This is a genomic window from Streptomyces sp. NPDC014727 (assembly GCF_043083485.1).
GTDB lineage: Bacteria > Actinomycetota > Actinomycetes > Streptomycetales > Streptomycetaceae > Streptomyces.
Genome location: NZ_JBIBYR010000021.1, coordinates 65,183 through 83,428 on the forward strand (window position 1 = coordinate 65,183; position 18,246 = coordinate 83,428).

Genomic DNA, 18,246 nt, shown 5'->3' on the forward strand with positions numbered 1-18,246 from the left:
CCGGGTGCCGTACGGGCCCCGGGCCGGTGCGGACGTGTGGCCCGCACGGGTGTGAAACATGATCGACTCCGCCGGTTCACGGCGATGGTCTTGCCCCGCTGTGTGACGGGGCCTACGTTCTCCTCTACGCACGTGTCTACGGGCGTAGAAACGCGTAGAGGCTCTCTGACGCCGCGTCGAAGGAGCAGCTCATGTCCCAAGTCGTACGCGCCGCACTCGTCCAGGCGACCTGGACCGGCGACACCGAATCCATGATCGCCAAGCATGAGGAGCATGCGCGCGAGGCCGCCCGCCGGGGCGCGAAGATCATCGGCTTTCAGGAGGTGTTCAACGCCCCCTACTTCTGTCAGGTGCAGGAACCCGAGCACTACCGCTGGGCGGAAGCCGTTCCGGACGGGCCGACCGTCCTGCGGATGCGGGAACTCGCCCGCGAGACCGGCATGGTGATCGTCGTGCCGGTCTTCGAGATCGAGCAGTCCGGCTTCTACTACAACACCGCCGCCGTCATCGACGCCGACGGCTCCTACCTCGGCAAGTACCGCAAGCATCACATCCCGCAGGTCAAGGGGTTCTGGGAGAAGTACTACTTCAAGCCCGGGAACGTCGGCTGGCCGGTCTTCGACACCGCCGTGGGCAAGGTCGGCGTCTACATCTGCTACGACCGTCACTTCCCGGAGGGATGGCGTCAACTCGGCCTCAACGGAGCTCAGTTGGTGTACAACCCGTCCGCTACCTCGCGCGGCCTGTCCAGTTACCTCTGGCAGCTGGAACAGCCCGCTTCCGCTGTCGCCAACGAGTACTTCGTCGCCGCGATCAACCGCGTCGGCCAGGAGGAGTACGGCGACAACGACTTCTACGGAACCAGCTACTTCGTCGATCCGCGCGGCCAGTTCGTCGGCGAGGTCGCCAGCGACAAGGAGGAGGAACTCGTCGTCCGCGACCTCGACTTCGGCCTCATCGAAGAGGTCCGGCAGCAGTGGGCGTTCTACCGGGACCGCCGACCCGACGCGTACGAAGGACTGGTGGAGCCGTGAGCAGCCTGCACCGACGCCATCTCGCCGTCAGCCCCGACTGGCTGGCGCTCTACTACAAGGACCCGCTGGAGATCACCCACGGCGAGGGCCGCCATGTCTGGGACGCCGACGGCAGGCGCTACCTCGACTTCTTCGGCGGCATCCTCACCACCATGACCGCCCATGCCCTGCCCGAGGTGACCAAAGCGGTCAGCGAGCAGGCCGGACGGATCATCCACTCCTCCACGCTCTACCTCAACCGGCCGATGGTCGAGCTGGCCGAACGCGTCGCCACGCTCTCCGGCATCCCGGACGCGCGGGTCTTCTTCACCACCTCCGGCACCGAGGCCAACGACACGGCCCTGCTGCTCGCCACCGCGTACCGCAGGTCGAACCAGATCCTCGCGATGCGCAACAGCTACCACGGCAGATCCTTCTCCGCGGTCTCCATCACCGGCAACCGCGCCTGGTCGCCCACGAATCTGTCGCCGCTGCAGACGCTGTACGTGCACGGTGGCGTCCGCACCCGCGGACCCTACGCGCACCTCGGCGACGCCGAGTTCGTCGCGGCCTGCGTCGCCGATCTGGAGGACCTGCTCGGCCACACCCGCGAGCCCGCCGCCCTGATCGCCGAACCCATCCAGGGCGTCGGTGGCTTCACCTCACCACCGGACGGTCTGTACGCGGCCTTCCGCCGGGTCCTCGACCGCCACGGCATCCTGTGGATCTCCGACGAGGTGCAGACCGGCTGGGGCCGCACCGGCGAACACTTCTGGGGCTGGCAGGCGCACGGCGAGAGCGGCCCGCCGGACATCCTCACGTTCGCCAAGGGCATCGGCAACGGCATGTCGATCGGCGGCGTCGTGGCCCGCGCCGACGTCATGAACTGCCTCGACGCCAACTCCATCTCGACGTTCGGTGGCTCCCCGGTCACCATGGCGGCCGGCCTCGCCAACCTCTCGTACCTCCTCGACCACGATCTGCAGGGCAACGCCCGCCGTGTCGGCGGACTGCTGATCGAGCGGCTGCGTGCGATCGGCGCGGCCTCGGAGTGCGTACGGGAGGTGCGCGGCCGGGGCCTGATGATCGGGATCGAGCTGGTCGAGCCCGGCACCGACGAGGCGAATCCGCGGGCGGCCACCGCCGTACTCGAAGCGGCCCGTGAGGGCGGTCTGCTCATCGGCAAGGGTGGCGGTCACAACACCAGCGTGCTGCGGATCGCACCACCGCTCACGCTGACCGTCGCGGAGGCGGAGGAGGGCGCCAAGATCCTGGCCGAGGCCCTTCGATCGGTGGCATGAGCGACGGGGCGCGGCCGGGGCCCGGGGTGACTCCGGGGCCCGGCCGAACGGTCAGTCCCGGTGGCCGGTGGGGCGGGTGAGGTCCAGGGTGCGGACCGGGTCGAGCTCGCCGTAGTACGCGAGGTTCTTGTAGCGCACCTCTGTGACGGTGAGCGCGGCCTCGGCGACGCCTCGGTCCACGGTGGTCTTGAAGCGCACCGAGCCGTCCTTCTCGGTCGTACCGGTCAGCCGGCGCACCTGGCTCCCGGCCGTCAGCTCGGCCGTGACCTTCGCACCCTTCACCGGCTTGCCCTGCGCTGTCCTCACCACACCGTTCGTGGTGACCTTCCAGGCGGCGTCGGAGCCGGGCCGGCCCAGCAGCCGGGTGTCGGCCTCCAGCGAGGCGACGGCGAGCTGCGACGGCGGGTTGGGCCGGCCGAGGGCGACCTGGTCGACCGCCCAGAAGGCGCTGTTCGTACCGGTGCAGCGGAAGCTCAGCCGGGCCGACTTCGCGCCTGCCGGAACGTCGAGCTCAAGGCGCTCGACGGTGTTGACATCGCTCCGGTACGCCTTGACGAGCTGTGGGACACCACCGTCGTAGGCGACGTACACATCGCCGGTCTGCGGACCGTCGACACGGTAGTTCGTGGCGTACGAAAGGGTCGCCTTCGCGTACGTCGGCGCGCGAGAAGGTGTCGAAGGTGGCGCCGTCGATGCCGATGACCAGGGTCTTCGCCTGCTTGGTGCCGGACGGCAGACCGGCGTACGGGGCCGCGGCCGAGGCCGCGGACTCCTGGGCATGGGCGGCCGTGGTGGCGAGCGGCAGGGCGACGGCCGCGGCGGCCAGCACCGTCCGCGCGGCGCGCGACAGGGACACGTGATCCTCCGGGATCGGTCGGTGGGCACCGGACTTCGGGGTCGTCCGGTGATGTGTCCGAGTTCGCCGTCGGTGGTGAGCGGACCACGCCGCGTACGGGACGAGCGCATGAACCGCACTCAACATCTGGACCAGATCCGTCATCAATCCGTGACCTTCGGGCGTCGTTATCATCGGCCGATGAACTACCGGCGCCTCCTGTACTTCCTCGCCGTCGTCGAGGCCGGGACCATCACCTCCGCCGCCGCCGGCCTGCATGTCGCCCAGCCGGGACTGAGCCGTCAGCTCAAGACGCTGGAGCGCGAGATGCGGATGACCCTCTTCGAGCCGCGCGGCAACCGGCTGGCGCTGACACCGGCCGGCCGTGCCTTCGTGCCGCTGGCCCGACGGCTCATGGCCGAGACCCGGACGATGGAGGAAGCGGTCGAGGCGCTGCGCTCGGGACAGGTCTCCCAGTTGGTCGTCGCGGCCACGCCGGCGTCGATCCGCGGCTTCCTGGCCGGATTCATCGCCACCACCGGACCGGAGGACCCGCCGCTGCTCACCCGGCAGGCGAGCCACTTCCGTCTCGACGAGGAACTGCTGGACGAGGCGGACCTGATCGTCTCCCCGGCGGCGAAGGCGGCCGGATTCGAGACGGTCGACCTGGGCGGCATGCCACTGAAGGCCTTTGTCGCACCCGGGCACGCCTGGGCCCGCGCGGGGCGTACGGAGGTGGACCTGGCTGAACTCTGTGACAGCCGGATCTTCGCCCACTCCCGGTCCAGCGTCAGCCGGGCCGTACTGGAGAACGCGCTGGGGCAGCGGCGGCTGGTGCCCGCCCGGCTGACCGAATGCGACGACGGCCCGACCGTCGAGGCCCTCGCGGTCGCCGGACACGGGATCGGCGTGAGTACGGATCTGCCGAGGCTCGGCGGCTACGGGCTGCGGATCAAGGGCGGTGGCCCGTCCGCGCCGGGCGCGTGCGGCACGGACGCGCTGCAGGTGCCACTCCATGTGGCCTGGTTGCCGGGGCACTTCGCCACGGATCTGATCAGGTCGATGGCGCTGCGGCTGCGGGACTACCTCGCGGGACAACCGGACTCACTTGCTCCGCCGGAACGGCCGACGAGCTGAAGCATTCCGCAGGAAGCCCGCCATCATGCCTGAACCGCATGGTCCCCTTGCCATCTATGTATTGGACGGCATGAAGACGCCCTCCTGATACTGAGCGGACAGTGCGAGGGCGGCCGGGCGAGCGGGCCGCCGCTCGTGGCGACGCCCACCGTTCTCGGCGATGCGCACCGCTCACCACGCGGCCCGTCGTGCACGTGCGGGTCACCCTCCACGGCGACGACCACCACGACACCCGTTTCGATCCATCCGTACCACCCGAAGGACATCCCTGTGACCGTCACGTCACCCGCCCCCGTGTCCGCCCCCGTCCACACCCCCGCGAGCGGGCAGAGCGAATCGGACCCGGCATCCGCCAGGTCGGCCGGTCACGCCATCGTCGAAGCCCTCGCGCTGCACGGTGTGGAGCGGGTGTTCGCCGTGCCCGGCGAGAGCTATCTCGAACTTCTCGACGGGCTGCACGACTCCGACATCACCACGGTCGTCTGCCGGCACGAGGGCGGCGCCGCCTACATGGCGGAGGCCCACGGCAAGCTCACCGGCGAGCCCGGCGTCGCCATGGTCACCCGCGGCCCCGGTGCCGCCAACGCCTACGTGGCCATCCACGCCGCCTGGCAGGACGCCACCCCGATGGTGCTGTTCGTCGGCCTCGTACCCAGCGACCACCGCGACCGGGAGGCGTTCCAGGACTTCGACCCGCGCGCCTGGTTCGGTACCCAGGCCAAGCGCGTCCTCCTCCTCGACCAGCCGGAACGTGCGTCCGAGCTGGTTGCCGAGGCGTTCTTCGCGGCCCGCTCCGGCCGTCCCGGCCCCGTGGTCGTCGGCCTGCCCGAGGACATCATCACGCGCCCCGCGCCGCCGGAGATCCATCCCGTCCTCCCGGTGACGGGCGGCGGCGTCGCACCCGCCGAACTCGACGCGCTGCGCGAACTGTTGATCCGCGCCGAACGTCCGCTCATCCTCACCGGCGGACCCTGCTGGACCTCCCGTGCCGCGGCGCGGCTCACCGCCTTCGCCGAGCTGCACCGCATTCCGGTGGCCCAGGACTGGCGCGCCTCGGACCGGGTTCCCTTCGACTCACCGGTCAACATCGGCCAGTTGGGATACGGGCGACGCGACTCGCTGGCCCGTCGCGTCGAGGAGGCCGACCTGCTGCTCTGCGTCGGCGGCGTGCTGAGCGACGTACCCAGCGACGGCTACACACTGCGCCAGTCCCCGGCGGCCGTCACCGTGGTCGCCAACATCGACGCGACGCTGCGTGGTCGCAGCGGCGGTCTCACCCGGCAGATACTCGCGGCCCCCGACACCTTCACGGAAGCCCTGACCGGCCTCGACCTGACCGGCCACCCCGACTGGACGCGGTGGACCGCCGAGGCCCGCGACGAGGAGGCCCGGCATGCCGCACTGCCTGCCGAGGTCCGTACCGGCGCCGGACTCCCCGCGACCGCGCCCGGCACCGCCCACATGACGACCGTCGTCGCCGAACTCGTCGAGCGGCTCCCCGACGACGCCGTGTACACCTTCGGTGCCGGCAACCACTGCGTCTGGGCCCAGCGCTACCTGCCGACCCGGGTCTTCCCCAGTCAGCTCAGCATGCGCAACGGCTCGATGGGGTACAGCGTCCCGGCCGCCGTCGCCACCTCGCTGGAGAGCCCGGACCGCCTGACCGTCGCCGTCGCGGGCGACGGCGAGTTCCTGATGAACGGTCAGGAGATCGCCACGGCGGTCCAGCACGGAGCGGCCTTCCTGGTGATCCTGATGGACAACCAGCAGTACGGAACGATCCGAGAACACCAGGAACACCACTACCCCGGCCGGATCAGCGGCACCCAGCTCGCCAACCCCGACTTCGCCGCCTACGCACGCGCCTTCGGGGCCCACGGCGAGACCGTCACCTCCGACGACCAGGCGGCCGGAGCCGTCGAGCGGGCCCTCAAGGCCGTGACCGACGAGCACAGGCCCGCCGTCATCCACGTCGTCGTCGACCAGAACATTCCCCTGCCGTAAGGGAGCACGCACATGACCACCACTCAGTATGCCGTCGTCGACCCGGCCACCGGGGCGAGGGTCCGCGAGTACCCGCAGGCCAGCGACGCACAGATCGCGGAAGCCCTGGCCGCGACCGCCGCCGCGCAGGCCGCCTGGCGCGGTCGTGCCCTCGACGACCGGGCGGCACTGCTGCACCGGGTCGCCGATCTGCACGCCGAACGGAAGGACCGGCTGGCGACCCTGATCACCCAGGAGATGGGCAAGCCCGTCGCCCAGGCCGGTATGGAGATCGACATCGTCGTGTCGATCTACCGCTACTACGCCGACAACGGCGCCGTGTTCCTCGCCGACGAGGAACTGGCCGTCGCGTCGGGCGGTACCGCCGTCGTCAGGAAGGAAGCGGTCGGGCCGCTCCTGGGGATCATGCCGTGGAACTTCCCCTGCTACCAGGTCGCCCGGTTCGCCGCGCCCAATCTGATGCTGGGCAACACGATCCTGCTCAAGAACGCCCCGCAGTGCCCCGCGTCCGCCCTCGCCATGGAGCAGATCTTCCGTGACGCGGGTCTGCCCGAGGGCGGGTACGTCAACCTCTTCGCCTCCAACGAGCAGGTGGCCGACGTCATCGCGGATCCGCGAGTGCACGGCGTCTCGCTGACCGGCTCCGAACGGGCCGGCGCGGCGGTCGCCGAGATCGCCGGACGGCACCTGAAGAAGGTCGTCCTGGAACTCGGCGGCTGCGACCCCTTCCTGGTGCTCGACGGAGCCGCTCTCGAACGAGCCGTCCAGCAGGCGTTCATCGGCCGGTTCGGAAACGCGGGCCAGGCCTGCAACGCCGCCAAGCGGATCATCGTCCTCGACGAGCATCATGACGCCTTCGTCGAGCAGTTCACCGCCGCGGTGCGGGCGGTGGAGCCCGGCGACCCCACCGATCCGGCCACCTTCCTGGGCCCGCTCTCCTCCGTCGCCGCGGCGGACGCGCTCGCCGCACAGGTCGACGACGCGGTGGCGCTCGGCGCCACGGTCCTCACCGGGGGCCACCGCGTCGACCGGCCCGGTGCCTGGTTCGAGCCGACGGTCCTCACCGGGGTGACCGACCGGATGCGCGCCTTCCACGAGGAGCTGTTCGGCCCTGTCGCCCTCATCCACCGGGTGGCGGACGAGGAAGCGGCCATCGCACTCGCCAACAACAGCCCCTACGGCCTCGGAGCGGTCGTCCAGTGCGCGGACGAGGAACACGCGCTGCGCGTGGCCGACCGTCTCGAAGCCGGCATGGTGTACATCAACGACGCCCCCGGCACCGCCGCCGAACTTCCCTTCGGCGGGATCAAGCGGTCCGGCATCGGCCGTGAGCTCGGCAGGTACGGCATGGACGAGTTCGCCAACAAGAAGCTGATCCGCGTCAGGCGCTGAACGTACTCCCCGCAGCCCGTCCCGACGGGCCGTACCCCCGGGAAGGCGCGTACACGAAGCGGCGCGGCGCCGCTCCCCGTCCGGGAGCAGCGCCGCGCCGCGTCCCGCTGTGGGCCGGTGGAGTGCCGGGCGGGGGAAACAGAAACGTCTTCAGCGGTTAGCCGCAGCGGTATTGCCACAGTGGGTAACCCACTTCTACGTTCTTCACCACGCACCTCATCTACGTGCGTAGACCCGTTCCGCCACCGTGAGGAGGGGTACATGAGCCGCACCGTCATCCACGGCGGTCTCGTCATCGCCGCGTCCGACGAAACCATGCCGACGTACCATCCGCCCTGCCGGCGAGCCTCACGGAACAGATCGGACAGGTGTGGCGGCCCACAAGCAAGTACCCCGTATCCGACGCGAATGGAGACAAAGCTGTGGCACGCACTCTGATCACTGGCGGCCTGGTCATCACGGCCTCCGACGAACTCCACGCCGACGTACTCATCGACGGTGGCAGCGTCGTGGCCCTGGCCACCCACGGCAGTCATGACTGGACCGCCGATCACGTCATCGACGCTGCACAGAAGTACGTGATCCCGGGCGGGGTCGACGCCCATACGCATATGGAGATGCCGTTCGGCGGCACGTTCGCTTCCGACACCTTCGAGACCGGGACTCGGGCTGCGGCCTGGGGTGGCACGACGACCATCATCGATTTCGCCATCCAGTCCAAGGGCGGTTCGCTCGGTGAAGGGCTCGATGCGTGGCACGAGAAATCGGATGGCAAGTGCGCGATCGATTACGCGTTCCACATGATCATGTCCGACGTGAACGAGTCTTCGCTCAAGGAAATGGACACGCTCGTCTCGGCCGGCGTCACTTCGTTCAAGCTGTTCACTGCGTACCCGGGGGTCTTTCTTTCCGACGACGGTCAGATTCTCCGGGCTATGCAGCGCGCCGGCTCGAACGGCGGGTTGGTGATGACCCACGCGGAGAATGGTCTTGCTATCGATGTGCTGGTGGAACAGGCTCTGGCACGTGGTGAGAGGGATCCGCGTTACCACGGTGAGGTCCGCAACGCCCTCCTTGAGGCGGAGGCGACGCATCGGGTGATCAAGCTGAGTCAGGTGGCGGGTGCTCCTCTCTACGTGGTGCACGTGTCGGCGCAGGAGGCCGTCGCTGAATTGGCGCGGGCTCGGGACCAGGGCCTTCCGGTATTTGGCGAGACCTGCCCGCAGTACCTCTTCCTGTCGACCGACAACTTGGCCGAGCCTGAATTCGAGGGCGCGAAGTACGTCTGTTCCACCCCGCTGCGTCCGAAGGAGCATCAGGCGGCGCTGTGGCGTGGGCTGCGGACGAATGATCTGCAGGTGGTTTCCACGGACCATTGCCCGTTCTGCTTCAAGGGGCAGAAGGAGATGGGCCGTGGGGACTTCTCGAAGATTCCGAATGGCATGCCGGGTGTCGAGAATCGCATGGACCTTCTGCACCAGGCCGTGGTGGACGGGCATATCGGCCGCCGTCGTTGGATTGAGATCGCCTGCGCGGCGCCGGCCCGGATGTTCGGCTTGTATCCGAAGAAGGGCACGATCGCTCCGGGGGCTGATGCCGACATCGTCATCTACGACCCGCATGCCGAGCAGATCATGTCCGCCGAGACGCATCACATGAACGTGGACTACTCGGCGTATGAGGGCAAGCGTGTAATGGGACGGGTGGATACGGTGCTGTCCCGCGGTGTTCCGGTGATCGACAAGCGCACCTATGTGGGTCAGTCGGGACACGGTGTGTATTTGCCGCGAGGGATCTGTCAGTACGCGAGCTGAAGCTGCCGTTGTGTGCGGTGAAAGCCGCAGGGGCGCAGGTTGACCAGTTCGAAGGGTGAAGCCCCATGCTGCGGAACTGGGTCCGGGCGGCCGGGGCGAGTCGGCCCAGGAAACGCCGGGCGGAGGTGCCGGCAGAGCCGCCCACGACATTCCTGAAGTCATCCCATCCGGGTCACGGTCAGCGTCCCATGCCGACCGGACCCGGCCGGCACCTCCACCACATCCGTCTCCACTCGTGTGTGCGCCCTCGCCCCTGGCCTGCCGCCCCAAGCTTCCCCATATAGAGGGGTTTAGCGAAGCGAAGGTCATGCACTGTGTGCGTAAGTCTCCGATGTCGGCCATGCTCGCTATTGGCAATCATTCACGCACAGAAAGTGATGGAGGGGACCTGTGCTTCGCACCATGAAGCAGCGCGTGGCAGTCGGTGCCGCCGCGGCATTCACCGTCGCCGGCGCCGCGCTCGCCGCCCCGACGGCGGCCGCAGGCGCCGCAGCCCGCAGCGATCTCACCTATGGCAGCGATATCCTGCTGCAGAACCAGTACGGCGGTGACGGCGGCTACCTCGACACCAACGGCCACTCCACCCAGCCTGGCGCCACCTACAACGTCAGCACCAACCAGACCCCCAACAGCCGCGGTCCGGCGACGTCGGTCTGGAAGGTCGTCTCCGCCACCGGCAAGACGAACGGCACCCGTGTCACCAGCGGCGATGTCGTCTACCTCGTCAACCAGTACGGCAGCGGCACCTACCTCGACACCAACGGCCATTCCACCCAGCAGGGCGCCAAGTACAAGGTGTCCACCACCGTCACCAAGGACCGCGGCCCAGGCACCGGTAAGTGGCACATCTTCGCCAAGACGTCCTCCCCCAGGGACGGCCACATCCGCACCGACGACATCGTGCACCTGCTCAACGACTACGGCTCCGCCAACGGCGGCTTCCTCGACACCAACGGCCATTCCACCCAGCAGGGCGCCAAGTACGAGGTGTCCACCAGTCACTACACCGACCGCGGCACAGGCACCGGCTCCTGGAAGGTACTGCCCGCCACCTGATCCTGCCTCTCCTCGCCGGGGCCCCGGCGACAGGCCAACGCTCGAACTGAGCCCGCAGCGCCGGACAGATCTTGATGCTCGGTATGCGCCGAGAGCCGGCGCGGCTGCTCGGTTGCGGCCCGCCCGTCGGTAGGGCGAGCCGCAACCGCTCCCGGCGTGGTCGCGGCAGGCCGCAGCCGGTGCAGCGTGCGCCGCCCCGGGGCGGCGCACCGGACCGTGCATACGGCCTACAGCGCCGGAGTTTCCAGCAGGCCCTTGCGGCGAGTAAGGTCGCGCGCGCCTTGCGGGCCGCGACCCGGGCCGTGGCCGCCTGCGGTGGTTCGGCGGCCGTCGTGATCTCACTGCGGTGCAGCCGCACCGCGAGCGAGAAGATTCCGTGCCGTGAACCCGAGCAGCCTGCGTGCGGCCGAGGTGTCGACCGGCGCCGCGCGACCGGGCAGCGGGCGCCGCAGCACGGTGGTGGGGTGGTAGCGGCGCAGCAGCTCCTCCGTCGGGTAGGGCACGATGATCTCGGGGGCGCAGAGGTGTACCGCGTGCGCTGCACGGCCGGGTACGTCCAAGGCCAGCAGCGCGGCCCTCGCCGCGTCATGGACCTCGAGGTACGTCCACAGGTCCCTTGCCCCCGCGGCCGGGTCGGCCGTGAGCCGGGCGGCATGCGCGCGCAGCCGCTCCTCGAATCCGCCCACGTACGGATAGCGCAGGCACACCACGCTCATCCCGTGCCGCCGCGCCATCATCTGCGCTGTCAGCTCGTCGACCTGTTTGGAGAGGCCGTAAGGGTCGGCCACCTGGGAAGCCATCGCCTCATCGACCGGTGCGTACGGCGGGTGCGGATCCTCGACGTCCGTCCAGGGCAGGCCGGTGACACCCCAGGAGCTCGCCACCGCCGCATGCCGGATCCCGGCCCGGCCTGCCTCCTCCAGGACGGTGAAGGTGGAGAGGCTGTTGCCCGCGAAGACCTCAAGCGCGGTGTTGCGCGCGGGAGTCGGGATCGCCGCCAGGTGGATGACCGCGTCGGCGCCCTCCAGAGCCGCCTGCACGGTCTTCGCGTCGGCGGCGTCACCGGTCACGACCAGGCGCGCCGCGAGATCGCCGGGATCATCGAGGACCAAGGCGTTCGCCTCGATCCCGCGCTCGGCGAGCAGAGCGAGGACCGCTCGCCCGATCCGCCCGGCGGCCCCGGTGACCATCGCTCTGCCAACCATCCAGTCACTCTCCTGCCTCGGTGCTTCTACTCGTAGGCGCGCACGGCGACGACGTGCGCCGACGCCGCCCCGTTGGTGGTTTCCACGACGACCCGGATCGCCGATGTGGTGACCGGCTCCGCCAGCGTGTGCAATGCGCGTCGACGCCGATTCTGCGCCGCACGGGCGATGACGCGCCAGGCGCCGTCGGTATCCAGCGCCTCGACGTGGTAGTCGCGAAGGAGGGTGGGGAGGGTGTCGAAGGGCGTGCGGTGGTGGTGCAAGTTGATCAGGTCCTCGTTGACGTCGTCGTCGGCGATGACCTCGATCCGGCCCAGGGCGACCGGTTCGGGCCAGGCCAACTCGAGCCAGGGGGAAGGGACGTCCGCCAGTGGTGCGGAGACCCACATGTGCGGTCCCGCGTACGGGCGGGCGTAGCCGTCGGTGGCCTTGGCGGGGGAGTAGGCCGCGGTCTCTCCCGTACGGAAGCAGAAGGTGCGGCGCAGCAGACCCGTGTCCGTCCACTCGCGCAGCAACTGCGGCGATTCGTCCGACGGGCGCGGCGGGACGCGCGTGAAGCACAGGACGCCGGGGGTCGGGTGGTCGGAGCGGTGCAGAGCGAGGGCGTCGTTGGCGCGGACGACCAGGAAGGCGTTGCGCGGGGATTCGGGAGACCAGTTCAGGCCCGTCTTGAGCCACTGCCGGGCACCGGCGGCGACGGGCAGGGTGGTGGAGGTGACGAGGCGGCGCGGGACGTAGTTCTGGCCGAGTTCGGGGTCGTACAGATCGATCACGATCTCGGTGTCGCGGTCGGCGTCGACGAGCAGTTCCACCCCCGAGAGGCCCGGGTCCGCGGGGAGGACGAGTCCGGCGTCCGCCGCGAGCGGCCATCGCTCGTCGGAGTCCTCGACTGCCAAACTGCTCAAGGTGGATGAGGCCGTGGCCGTCGCCCGCAGGGCCAAGTCCTCCGGGTCCGTCGAGGCGAGGCCGATGAGCGAGGCATCCTGGCGCAGCAGCGCCCTGTGCAGCTCGGGTACGGGGAGTTCGCGCGGGGTGACATGCCCGGTGGCGCAGAGTGCCGCCGCCGTGCCGGCAGCCTGGCCGATCGTGGCGCAGGTCGCCATGACGCGGGTCGAGCCGAAGGCGACGTGGCTGGCGGAGATGTTGCGCCCGGCGAAGAGCAGGTTCGCGGTGTTCACCGAGTAGAGACTGCGGTACGGGATGTGGTAAATGCCGTCCGCGTAGAGCTGTCTGGCGCCTGCCTCGGTGGCGAACATGCCCTGCGGCGGATGCAGGTCGATCGACCAGCCGCCGAAAGCGACCCGGTCGGCGAACTCGGTCTGGCCGAGGATGTCGCCCTGGTGCAGGACGTAGTCGCCGAGGAAGCGCCGGTACTCCCGTTTGCCGGGGACCGCGCCCACCCACTCCAGGGTCATGTTCGCCGCGTCGAACTCGCCGGAGTTCTTGATGTGGTCCCAGATGCCGTGGATCACGGACCACAGCTCGTCGCGGATGCGTTCGTTGTCGTGGACGGTGTCGAGCTCTCCGCCGAACTCGATCCACCAGTACGCGCAGCCGTTGTCGCCCGCCTTGATGATGCGGCGCTGCGGGATGGAGGTCCGGGTGATGTCCTTGGCGAAGTTCGGCGGCACGAACTTGACGGGGTGACCGGCATCCTTCGTATAGAAGAGGAGGGTTGAGCCCAGGGTGATGTCGTCGGCCGTCTCCGGAGCCCATGCCTCGTCGTACTCGGCACGGGATTCCCGGCCGATGCGGTGGTGGGCGCCCGCCAGGTGGCCGATCAGGCCGTCTCCCGTGCAGTCGAGGAAGAGGGAGCTCTCGAAACGTATCCGCCGTTCCGAGCCCATCATCCAGCCGGTGACCGAGGTGATCCGCCGGGCCTCGTCCGGGCCTTCGGCGTCGACCTCGCGCACGTCGGTGTTGAGATAGAGCGTGATGCCGGGCTCGGCGCGCACGGCGTCCAGGACCACGGCGTCCCAGTAGTAGGGGTTCCCGTCCGGGTTGCGGAACTGGTTCTCCACGAGCAACTCGCCCATGATGCCGCCCTCACGGGCATGGTGATTCTTGCCGTGGCCGGTCGCGCCGCACACCCAGACCCGGACCTCGCTGCTCGCGTTGCCGCCGAGCACCGGCCTGTTGTTGATCAGCGCGACGCTCCGGCCGAGCCGGGCCGCGGCGATCGCCGCGCAGACCCCGGCCAGGCCGCCGCCGACGACGGTGATGTCGTGCCGTGCGGTTTCATTCCTCATGTCGTACGTCACTTACTTCCAGTCGGGATTGGCTGCGAGACCGTAGTAGATGCGCGGGGCACCGTCGAGGGTGAGGGTGATCTTGCCGCCGGAGGCTTTCAGAGAGCGTTCCTGGCCGATGCAGTTCAGCTCCCGCACCGTGCCGTGGACCGTCCCCGAGTGGGCGACGACGGCGGTCTTGGTCGTCCAGGTGTCGATCCAGGGCTCGGGCGATGCGTACCAAGGATCCTCGCCGTGCTCGGAGTTGAGGATGTACCCGTCCTTGCGGCTCCAGATGATCGACACCGGTCCGCCGGGAGTGGTGAAGAGGAGCCCCTTGATGTCCTGGTCCGCGAAGGCGAGATGCCGGACGAACTCGGCCTCGTCCAGGACCCGGGCGGCGGTCGCGAAGGCGAGGAGCGAGGGCTTGGCGCTGGTGTCGCGGTTCATCAGGCCGTAGTGGTACTCGGGGTTGGCCGGGTCGGCCTCCTGCGGATGGTGGATCACCGAGTCGTGCAGCTGGTACCAGTTGACGGCGCGCACGTTCTCGGACTTGGCGAGAGCGAGCGTGAGCAGCGTGTTCTCGGCGGCGTGACGGTAGGTGTCGCTCCACCACGCGTTGGGCCTGGTCGGTGCGTATGCCTCGGTGAGCCACAGCTCCTTGTCGCCGCCGTACTCCTCCAGGACCTGGTTCGCCTTGCGCAGCGCGCCGAGGAAGTTCCAGTACGAGCCGGACGACCCTTGCGTCCACTCCTCGGGCGGCGGCGCGAAGTCGGGGGTGAAGTTGCCGCGCCCGGGGTGGAAGGCGAAGGCGTCGATGAGGTCCCAGCCGCCCGCGTCATGGAAGTTCTTGGTCCATACGTAGTCCATGCCGCCGAGGCCGGCGTTCATGATCTTCATCCGCGAGCCCGCCGCGTCGAGGCGCGTGGTGACCTGGCGCAGACCGTCCCGGACGTAGGCGTCGGCGCCGCGGCCCGACATCCAGGGCTGGTTGACCTCGTTGCTCACCTCGAAGTACGCGGCCCCGGCGTCCAGGGCCTTGGCGACATTCGTGTCGGCCCAGGCCGCGATCTGCTCCGGACTGCCGCCCACGGGGATGCCGCTCAGCTCCACGTTGTGCCCGATGCCGTTCGCGTCCAGAGTCGCGATGTCGATGCCCGGGGCGCCTGCGTAGGCGATACGGATCCACTTGATGCCGAGCGTCTTGACCAGCCCGAGTACGGCGTCCTTGCCGGGCTGCAGCAGCCAGGGGTAGTTGGCGAGGCCGAACATCGACTCCTTGCCCGCTTTGTACGTGAACTCCGGGAGCACGCTCAGATTCGTGCGGGCCAGTGCCTTGTCGCTGCCGCTGACTGCCTCCACCTGGGTGAAGACGATGTTCTGCGAGGGCGAGGTGAGGGGGAAGGAGGCGTTCCAGGCGGCGCCCGCCCCCAGTTTCTTGGAGAGCGTTCCACCGGCGATCTTCTTGCCGCCGAAGTCGCGCGCCCACCAGGCCAGGGTCACCGTCCTGGCCGCGGCGGAGCCGTTGACGACCTGCGCCTTGAGCGTCATCGTCTGCCCGGCCGCCTTGTAGAGGTTGAACGGCTGGTCGGTCCACACCTCCACGCCGAGGGGCCTCTTGGCAGCGAGCGCTCCCGCCCCGCGCGGCCGTAGATCGCCGAGGACCAGATCGGCCTCGGTGATCGCGGAGTTCGCGCCGGTCGAGGTGCCGGGGGAATGGACCCATGTGGCGTTCGTGCTTGCGGGGTTGGTGGACGAGAGGCAGAAGAAGCCCTTCGATCCAGCCCACGTCTCCACGTACGCGCCGCCCGCGTTCACCTCGTAGGGGATGCCACCTCGGGCGTCCCGCTCCCAGACGGTCAGCGCTGTGTACGACTCCGCCGCGCTCGCCCCGTACACCGTGCGGGAGAACATGAAGCCGGCCGGTGTGAGCGTGCTGGAGCCGCTGACCTCCCACTTCATGTGTGCTTTGTGAGGGGTGACGTCGAAGGTGCCGCGCACCGTGACTCCGGACGTGCCGCTCGCCATCGTGTACGTGACCTGAATCGCGGGCCGCCCGTCGGGGAGCGTGATCCGGGCGGGGGTACCGCCGAAGGTGCGCTGCTGGCCGAGCGTGGTGTCCTTGATCATGAAGTGGCTGAGCAGGATGCGGTCGGCGCCCGCGCCGTCCTGCACGAGGACGCTGCCGTCGCTCCGGCCGACCAGGGTGATGCCGTCGGCCTCGATGGTGACCGGATCCGCGGCGTATGCGGGAACGGTCGGCAGCAGTGCGGCGCCGGTGGCGACGGCCGTGCCCTGGATGAATCTGCGGCGGGCGACTGACATGGAGGTGCCCTTCTCTTGGTCGGGGTGTTCGCACGCTCCGGATGTTCCGAAGCGGAAGGTGTGGTGGGAGAGCTGAGGGTTCGGCCGCCGGCTCCGGTGGAACTCAGCCCTTGACTCCGGTGAAGCCGAGCCCGGCGACGATGTACTTCTGGCAGACGACGAAGACGAGCACCGGCGGGGCGACGGCGAGCACCATCGCGGCGATCAGCTGGTCCTGCGGAGCCTGCGTGGCGAGCTGGGCGAGAGCGACGCTGATCGGCTGCTTCTCGGGGTCGGTGATGGCCACCAGCGGCCAGATGAAGTCCTTCCAGGAGTGCATCACCGCGAGCAGACTGATCACGGCGAGCACCGGCTTGCTCATGGGCAGCACGATCTTGGTGAGCAGTTGCCAGGTACTCGCCCCGTCGACCCGCGCCGCGTCGAACAGCTCCTTGGGCAGGGCGTCGAAGAACTGCTTGGCGAGTAGCACCGTGAAGGCGTTCGTGCCGGCCGGCAACCAGATCGCCCAGTAGGTGTCGCCCAGGTTGAGGTTCAGGAACGGCACATCGATCACGGTCATGAAGAGGCTGACCATGTTCACCGTGTACGGCACGAACATCGTGGCGAGGATCGCCCCGTAGACGGCCTTGCCGAACCTCGGCCTGAGCACCGAAAGGGCGAAGCCCGCCGTGGCCGAAACGAAGAGCTGCACGAACCACGATCCACCGACCACCAGGAACGTGTTCATCAGATAGCGGCCGACGCTCAGATCGGTGTACGCCGCCGAGAAGTTGCCCAGGGCCGGCCGGTCCGGCCAGAGGGCCAGGGGCTGAGTGGTGAGCTCGGTGGGCGTTGAGACCGCGCCCTTGACCATCCAGTACAGCGGTCCGATGCCGATGAGCAGCAGCAGGACCAGGGTGAACACCTGGATGGATCGCACTGCGGCGCGAACGCCGGGGCGTTGGCGGTCGTTGGTGGAGACGAAGGTGGTGAGCGTGGTCATGACGTGCTCCAGCTGCGGGTGGCCCGCAGATACACCGCGGAGAGCAGGGCGAGGGCGAGCACCATCAGGAAGGAGAGTGCGGCGGCCTGGCCGTACGCGCCGTCCTGGAAGGCGTACCGGAAGATCAACAGCAGGACCGTGAGGGTGGAGTTCTCGGGTCCGCCGCCGGTGAAGACGTACGGCTCGGTGAAGACCTGCACCGTGTTGATCAACTGAACGAGCATCAACAGGCCGATGACAGGCCTGAGTTGGGGAAGCATCACATGCCAGATCCGCCGCCAGATCCCGGCGCCGTCCACCTCGGCGGCCTCATAGAGTTCGCCGGGGATGCCGACCATCGCCGCGAGGTAGATCAGGACGGCGCCGCCCATGCCCGCCCAGGTGGCCTCCAGGACCAGCGAGAGCATGGCGCTGTCGGAGGACTCCAGCCACGAGTACGGGCCGAGCCCGACCTTGCCGAGGACGTTGTTGAAGAGTCCGCTCCCGGGATCGTAGAACCACTTCCAGAGCAGGATCGCCACCACCGGCGGGATGACCACCGGCAGATACACCAGGAAGCGGTAGACGCCCGCGCCGCGTCGCACCGTCGACATGATCGCGGCCAGGATCAGCGGCGCCGGGAAGCCGATCAGCAGGCCGAGGACCACGAAGAACAGGGTGTTCCCGACGGCGGTGCCGAGCAGCGGATCGTCGAACAGCGTACGGAAGTTGTCCAGGCCGACCCAGACCGCGGGCTCGACCAAATTGGTCTTCTGGAAGCTGAGCAGCAGGCTGCGCACGATCGGCCACCAGGCGAAGAGCCCGAAGACCAGCAGCGCGGGGACGAGGAACAGCCAGGCCGTGAGCTGTTTGCGGGCGCCGGTGCCACGTCGCCGCTGCGGCAGGGTTCGCGGCGCGGGCTCCTTGGACACAGCGGCCGGGCGCCGGGACGGAGTGAGCAGGGCCATGGGCCGG

At 69.0% G+C, this 18,246-nt stretch carries 14 protein-coding genes; 8 read left to right on the forward strand and 6 right to left on the reverse strand.

Translation table 11 applies throughout. The annotated features are described in order from the left end of the window. Window positions 1–191: 191 nt before the first annotated feature. Both ACF1B9_RS27805 and ACF1B9_RS27810 read left to right on the forward strand, forming a co-directional pair. Window positions 192–1,034, forward strand: coding sequence for a nitrilase-related carbon-nitrogen hydrolase (locus tag ACF1B9_RS27805; protein WP_351077303.1), 843 nt, complete (start codon window positions 192–194; stop codon window positions 1,032–1,034). After that, entirely contained in the window at window positions 1,031–2,314 is a 1,284-nt protein-coding gene (locus ACF1B9_RS27810; RefSeq protein ID WP_391740722.1) for an aspartate aminotransferase family protein, read from the forward strand. The genes ACF1B9_RS27805 and ACF1B9_RS27810 overlap by 4 nt, the downstream gene beginning before the upstream one ends. 51 nt (window positions 2,315–2,365) lie before the next feature. Here the strand turns inward: ACF1B9_RS27810 and ACF1B9_RS27815 are convergent, their stop codons facing one another. Then, entirely contained in the window at window positions 2,366–2,905 is a 540-nt protein-coding gene (locus ACF1B9_RS27815) for a hypothetical protein (protein WP_391740723.1), read from the reverse strand. A 101-nt stretch (window positions 2,906–3,006) separates the two neighbouring features. On the opposite strand from ACF1B9_RS27815, the gene ACF1B9_RS27820 reads away from it, so the two are divergent. From ACF1B9_RS27820 to ACF1B9_RS27845, 6 genes are all read left to right on the forward strand, one after another. Then, on the forward strand, window positions 3,007–3,174 hold the full coding sequence (locus tag ACF1B9_RS27820) for a hypothetical protein (protein ID WP_391740724.1): 168 nt from the start codon (window positions 3,007–3,009) through the stop codon (window positions 3,172–3,174). 176 nt (window positions 3,175–3,350) lie between these two features. Then, window positions 3,351–4,286: a LysR family transcriptional regulator gene (locus ACF1B9_RS27825; protein ID WP_391740725.1), complete on the forward strand. Its 936-nt coding sequence runs from the start codon at window positions 3,351–3,353 to the stop codon at window positions 4,284–4,286. Window positions 4,287–4,556: 270 nt separating this feature from the next. Continuing rightward, the gene (locus ACF1B9_RS27830) at window positions 4,557–6,290 is read left to right on the forward strand and encodes a thiamine pyrophosphate-dependent enzyme (protein ID WP_391740726.1); all 1,734 of its coding nucleotides are present in this window, start codon (window positions 4,557–4,559) and stop codon (window positions 6,288–6,290) included. A 12-nt stretch (window positions 6,291–6,302) separates the two neighbouring features. Further along, on the forward strand, window positions 6,303–7,682 hold the full coding sequence (locus ACF1B9_RS27835; RefSeq protein ID WP_391740727.1) for an NAD-dependent succinate-semialdehyde dehydrogenase: 1,380 nt from the start codon (window positions 6,303–6,305) through the stop codon (window positions 7,680–7,682). A 422-nt stretch (window positions 7,683–8,104) separates the two neighbouring features. Next, the gene (hydA, locus tag ACF1B9_RS27840; protein ID WP_391740728.1) at window positions 8,105–9,496 is read left to right on the forward strand and encodes a dihydropyrimidinase; all 1,392 of its coding nucleotides are present in this window, start codon (window positions 8,105–8,107) and stop codon (window positions 9,494–9,496) included. Between the two features lie 402 nt (window positions 9,497–9,898). Next, on the forward strand, window positions 9,899–10,552 hold the full coding sequence (locus tag ACF1B9_RS27845; RefSeq protein WP_391740729.1) for a hypothetical protein: 654 nt from the start codon (window positions 9,899–9,901) through the stop codon (window positions 10,550–10,552). A 338-nt stretch (window positions 10,553–10,890) separates the two neighbouring features. Here the strand turns inward: ACF1B9_RS27845 and ACF1B9_RS27850 are convergent, their stop codons facing one another. From ACF1B9_RS27850 to ACF1B9_RS27870, 5 genes are all read right to left on the reverse strand, one after another. Next, a complete protein-coding gene (locus ACF1B9_RS27850; protein ID WP_391740730.1) occupies window positions 10,891–11,757 on the reverse strand; it encodes an NAD-dependent epimerase/dehydratase family protein in 867 nt (288 codons plus the stop codon). A gap of 26 nt (window positions 11,758–11,783) precedes the next feature. Then, window positions 11,784–14,006 carry an FAD-dependent oxidoreductase gene (locus tag ACF1B9_RS27855; RefSeq protein WP_391740731.1) on the reverse strand — a complete coding sequence of 741 codons (2,223 nt, stop codon included), beginning with the start codon at window positions 14,004–14,006 and terminating at the stop codon, window positions 11,784–11,786. 12 nt (window positions 14,007–14,018) lie between these two features. Next, window positions 14,019–16,310 carry a hypothetical protein gene (locus tag ACF1B9_RS27860; protein ID WP_391740732.1) on the reverse strand — a complete coding sequence of 764 codons (2,292 nt, stop codon included), beginning with the start codon at window positions 16,308–16,310 and terminating at the stop codon, window positions 14,019–14,021. 103 nt (window positions 16,311–16,413) lie between these two features. After that, a complete protein-coding gene (locus ACF1B9_RS27865; protein WP_391740733.1) occupies window positions 16,414–17,292 on the reverse strand; it encodes a carbohydrate ABC transporter permease in 879 nt (292 codons plus the stop codon). Next, entirely contained in the window at window positions 17,289–18,239 is a 951-nt protein-coding gene (locus ACF1B9_RS27870; protein WP_391740734.1) for a carbohydrate ABC transporter permease, read from the reverse strand. Before ACF1B9_RS27870 ends, ACF1B9_RS27865 begins: the two co-directional genes overlap by 4 nt. Window positions 18,240–18,246: the final 7 nt, after the last annotated feature.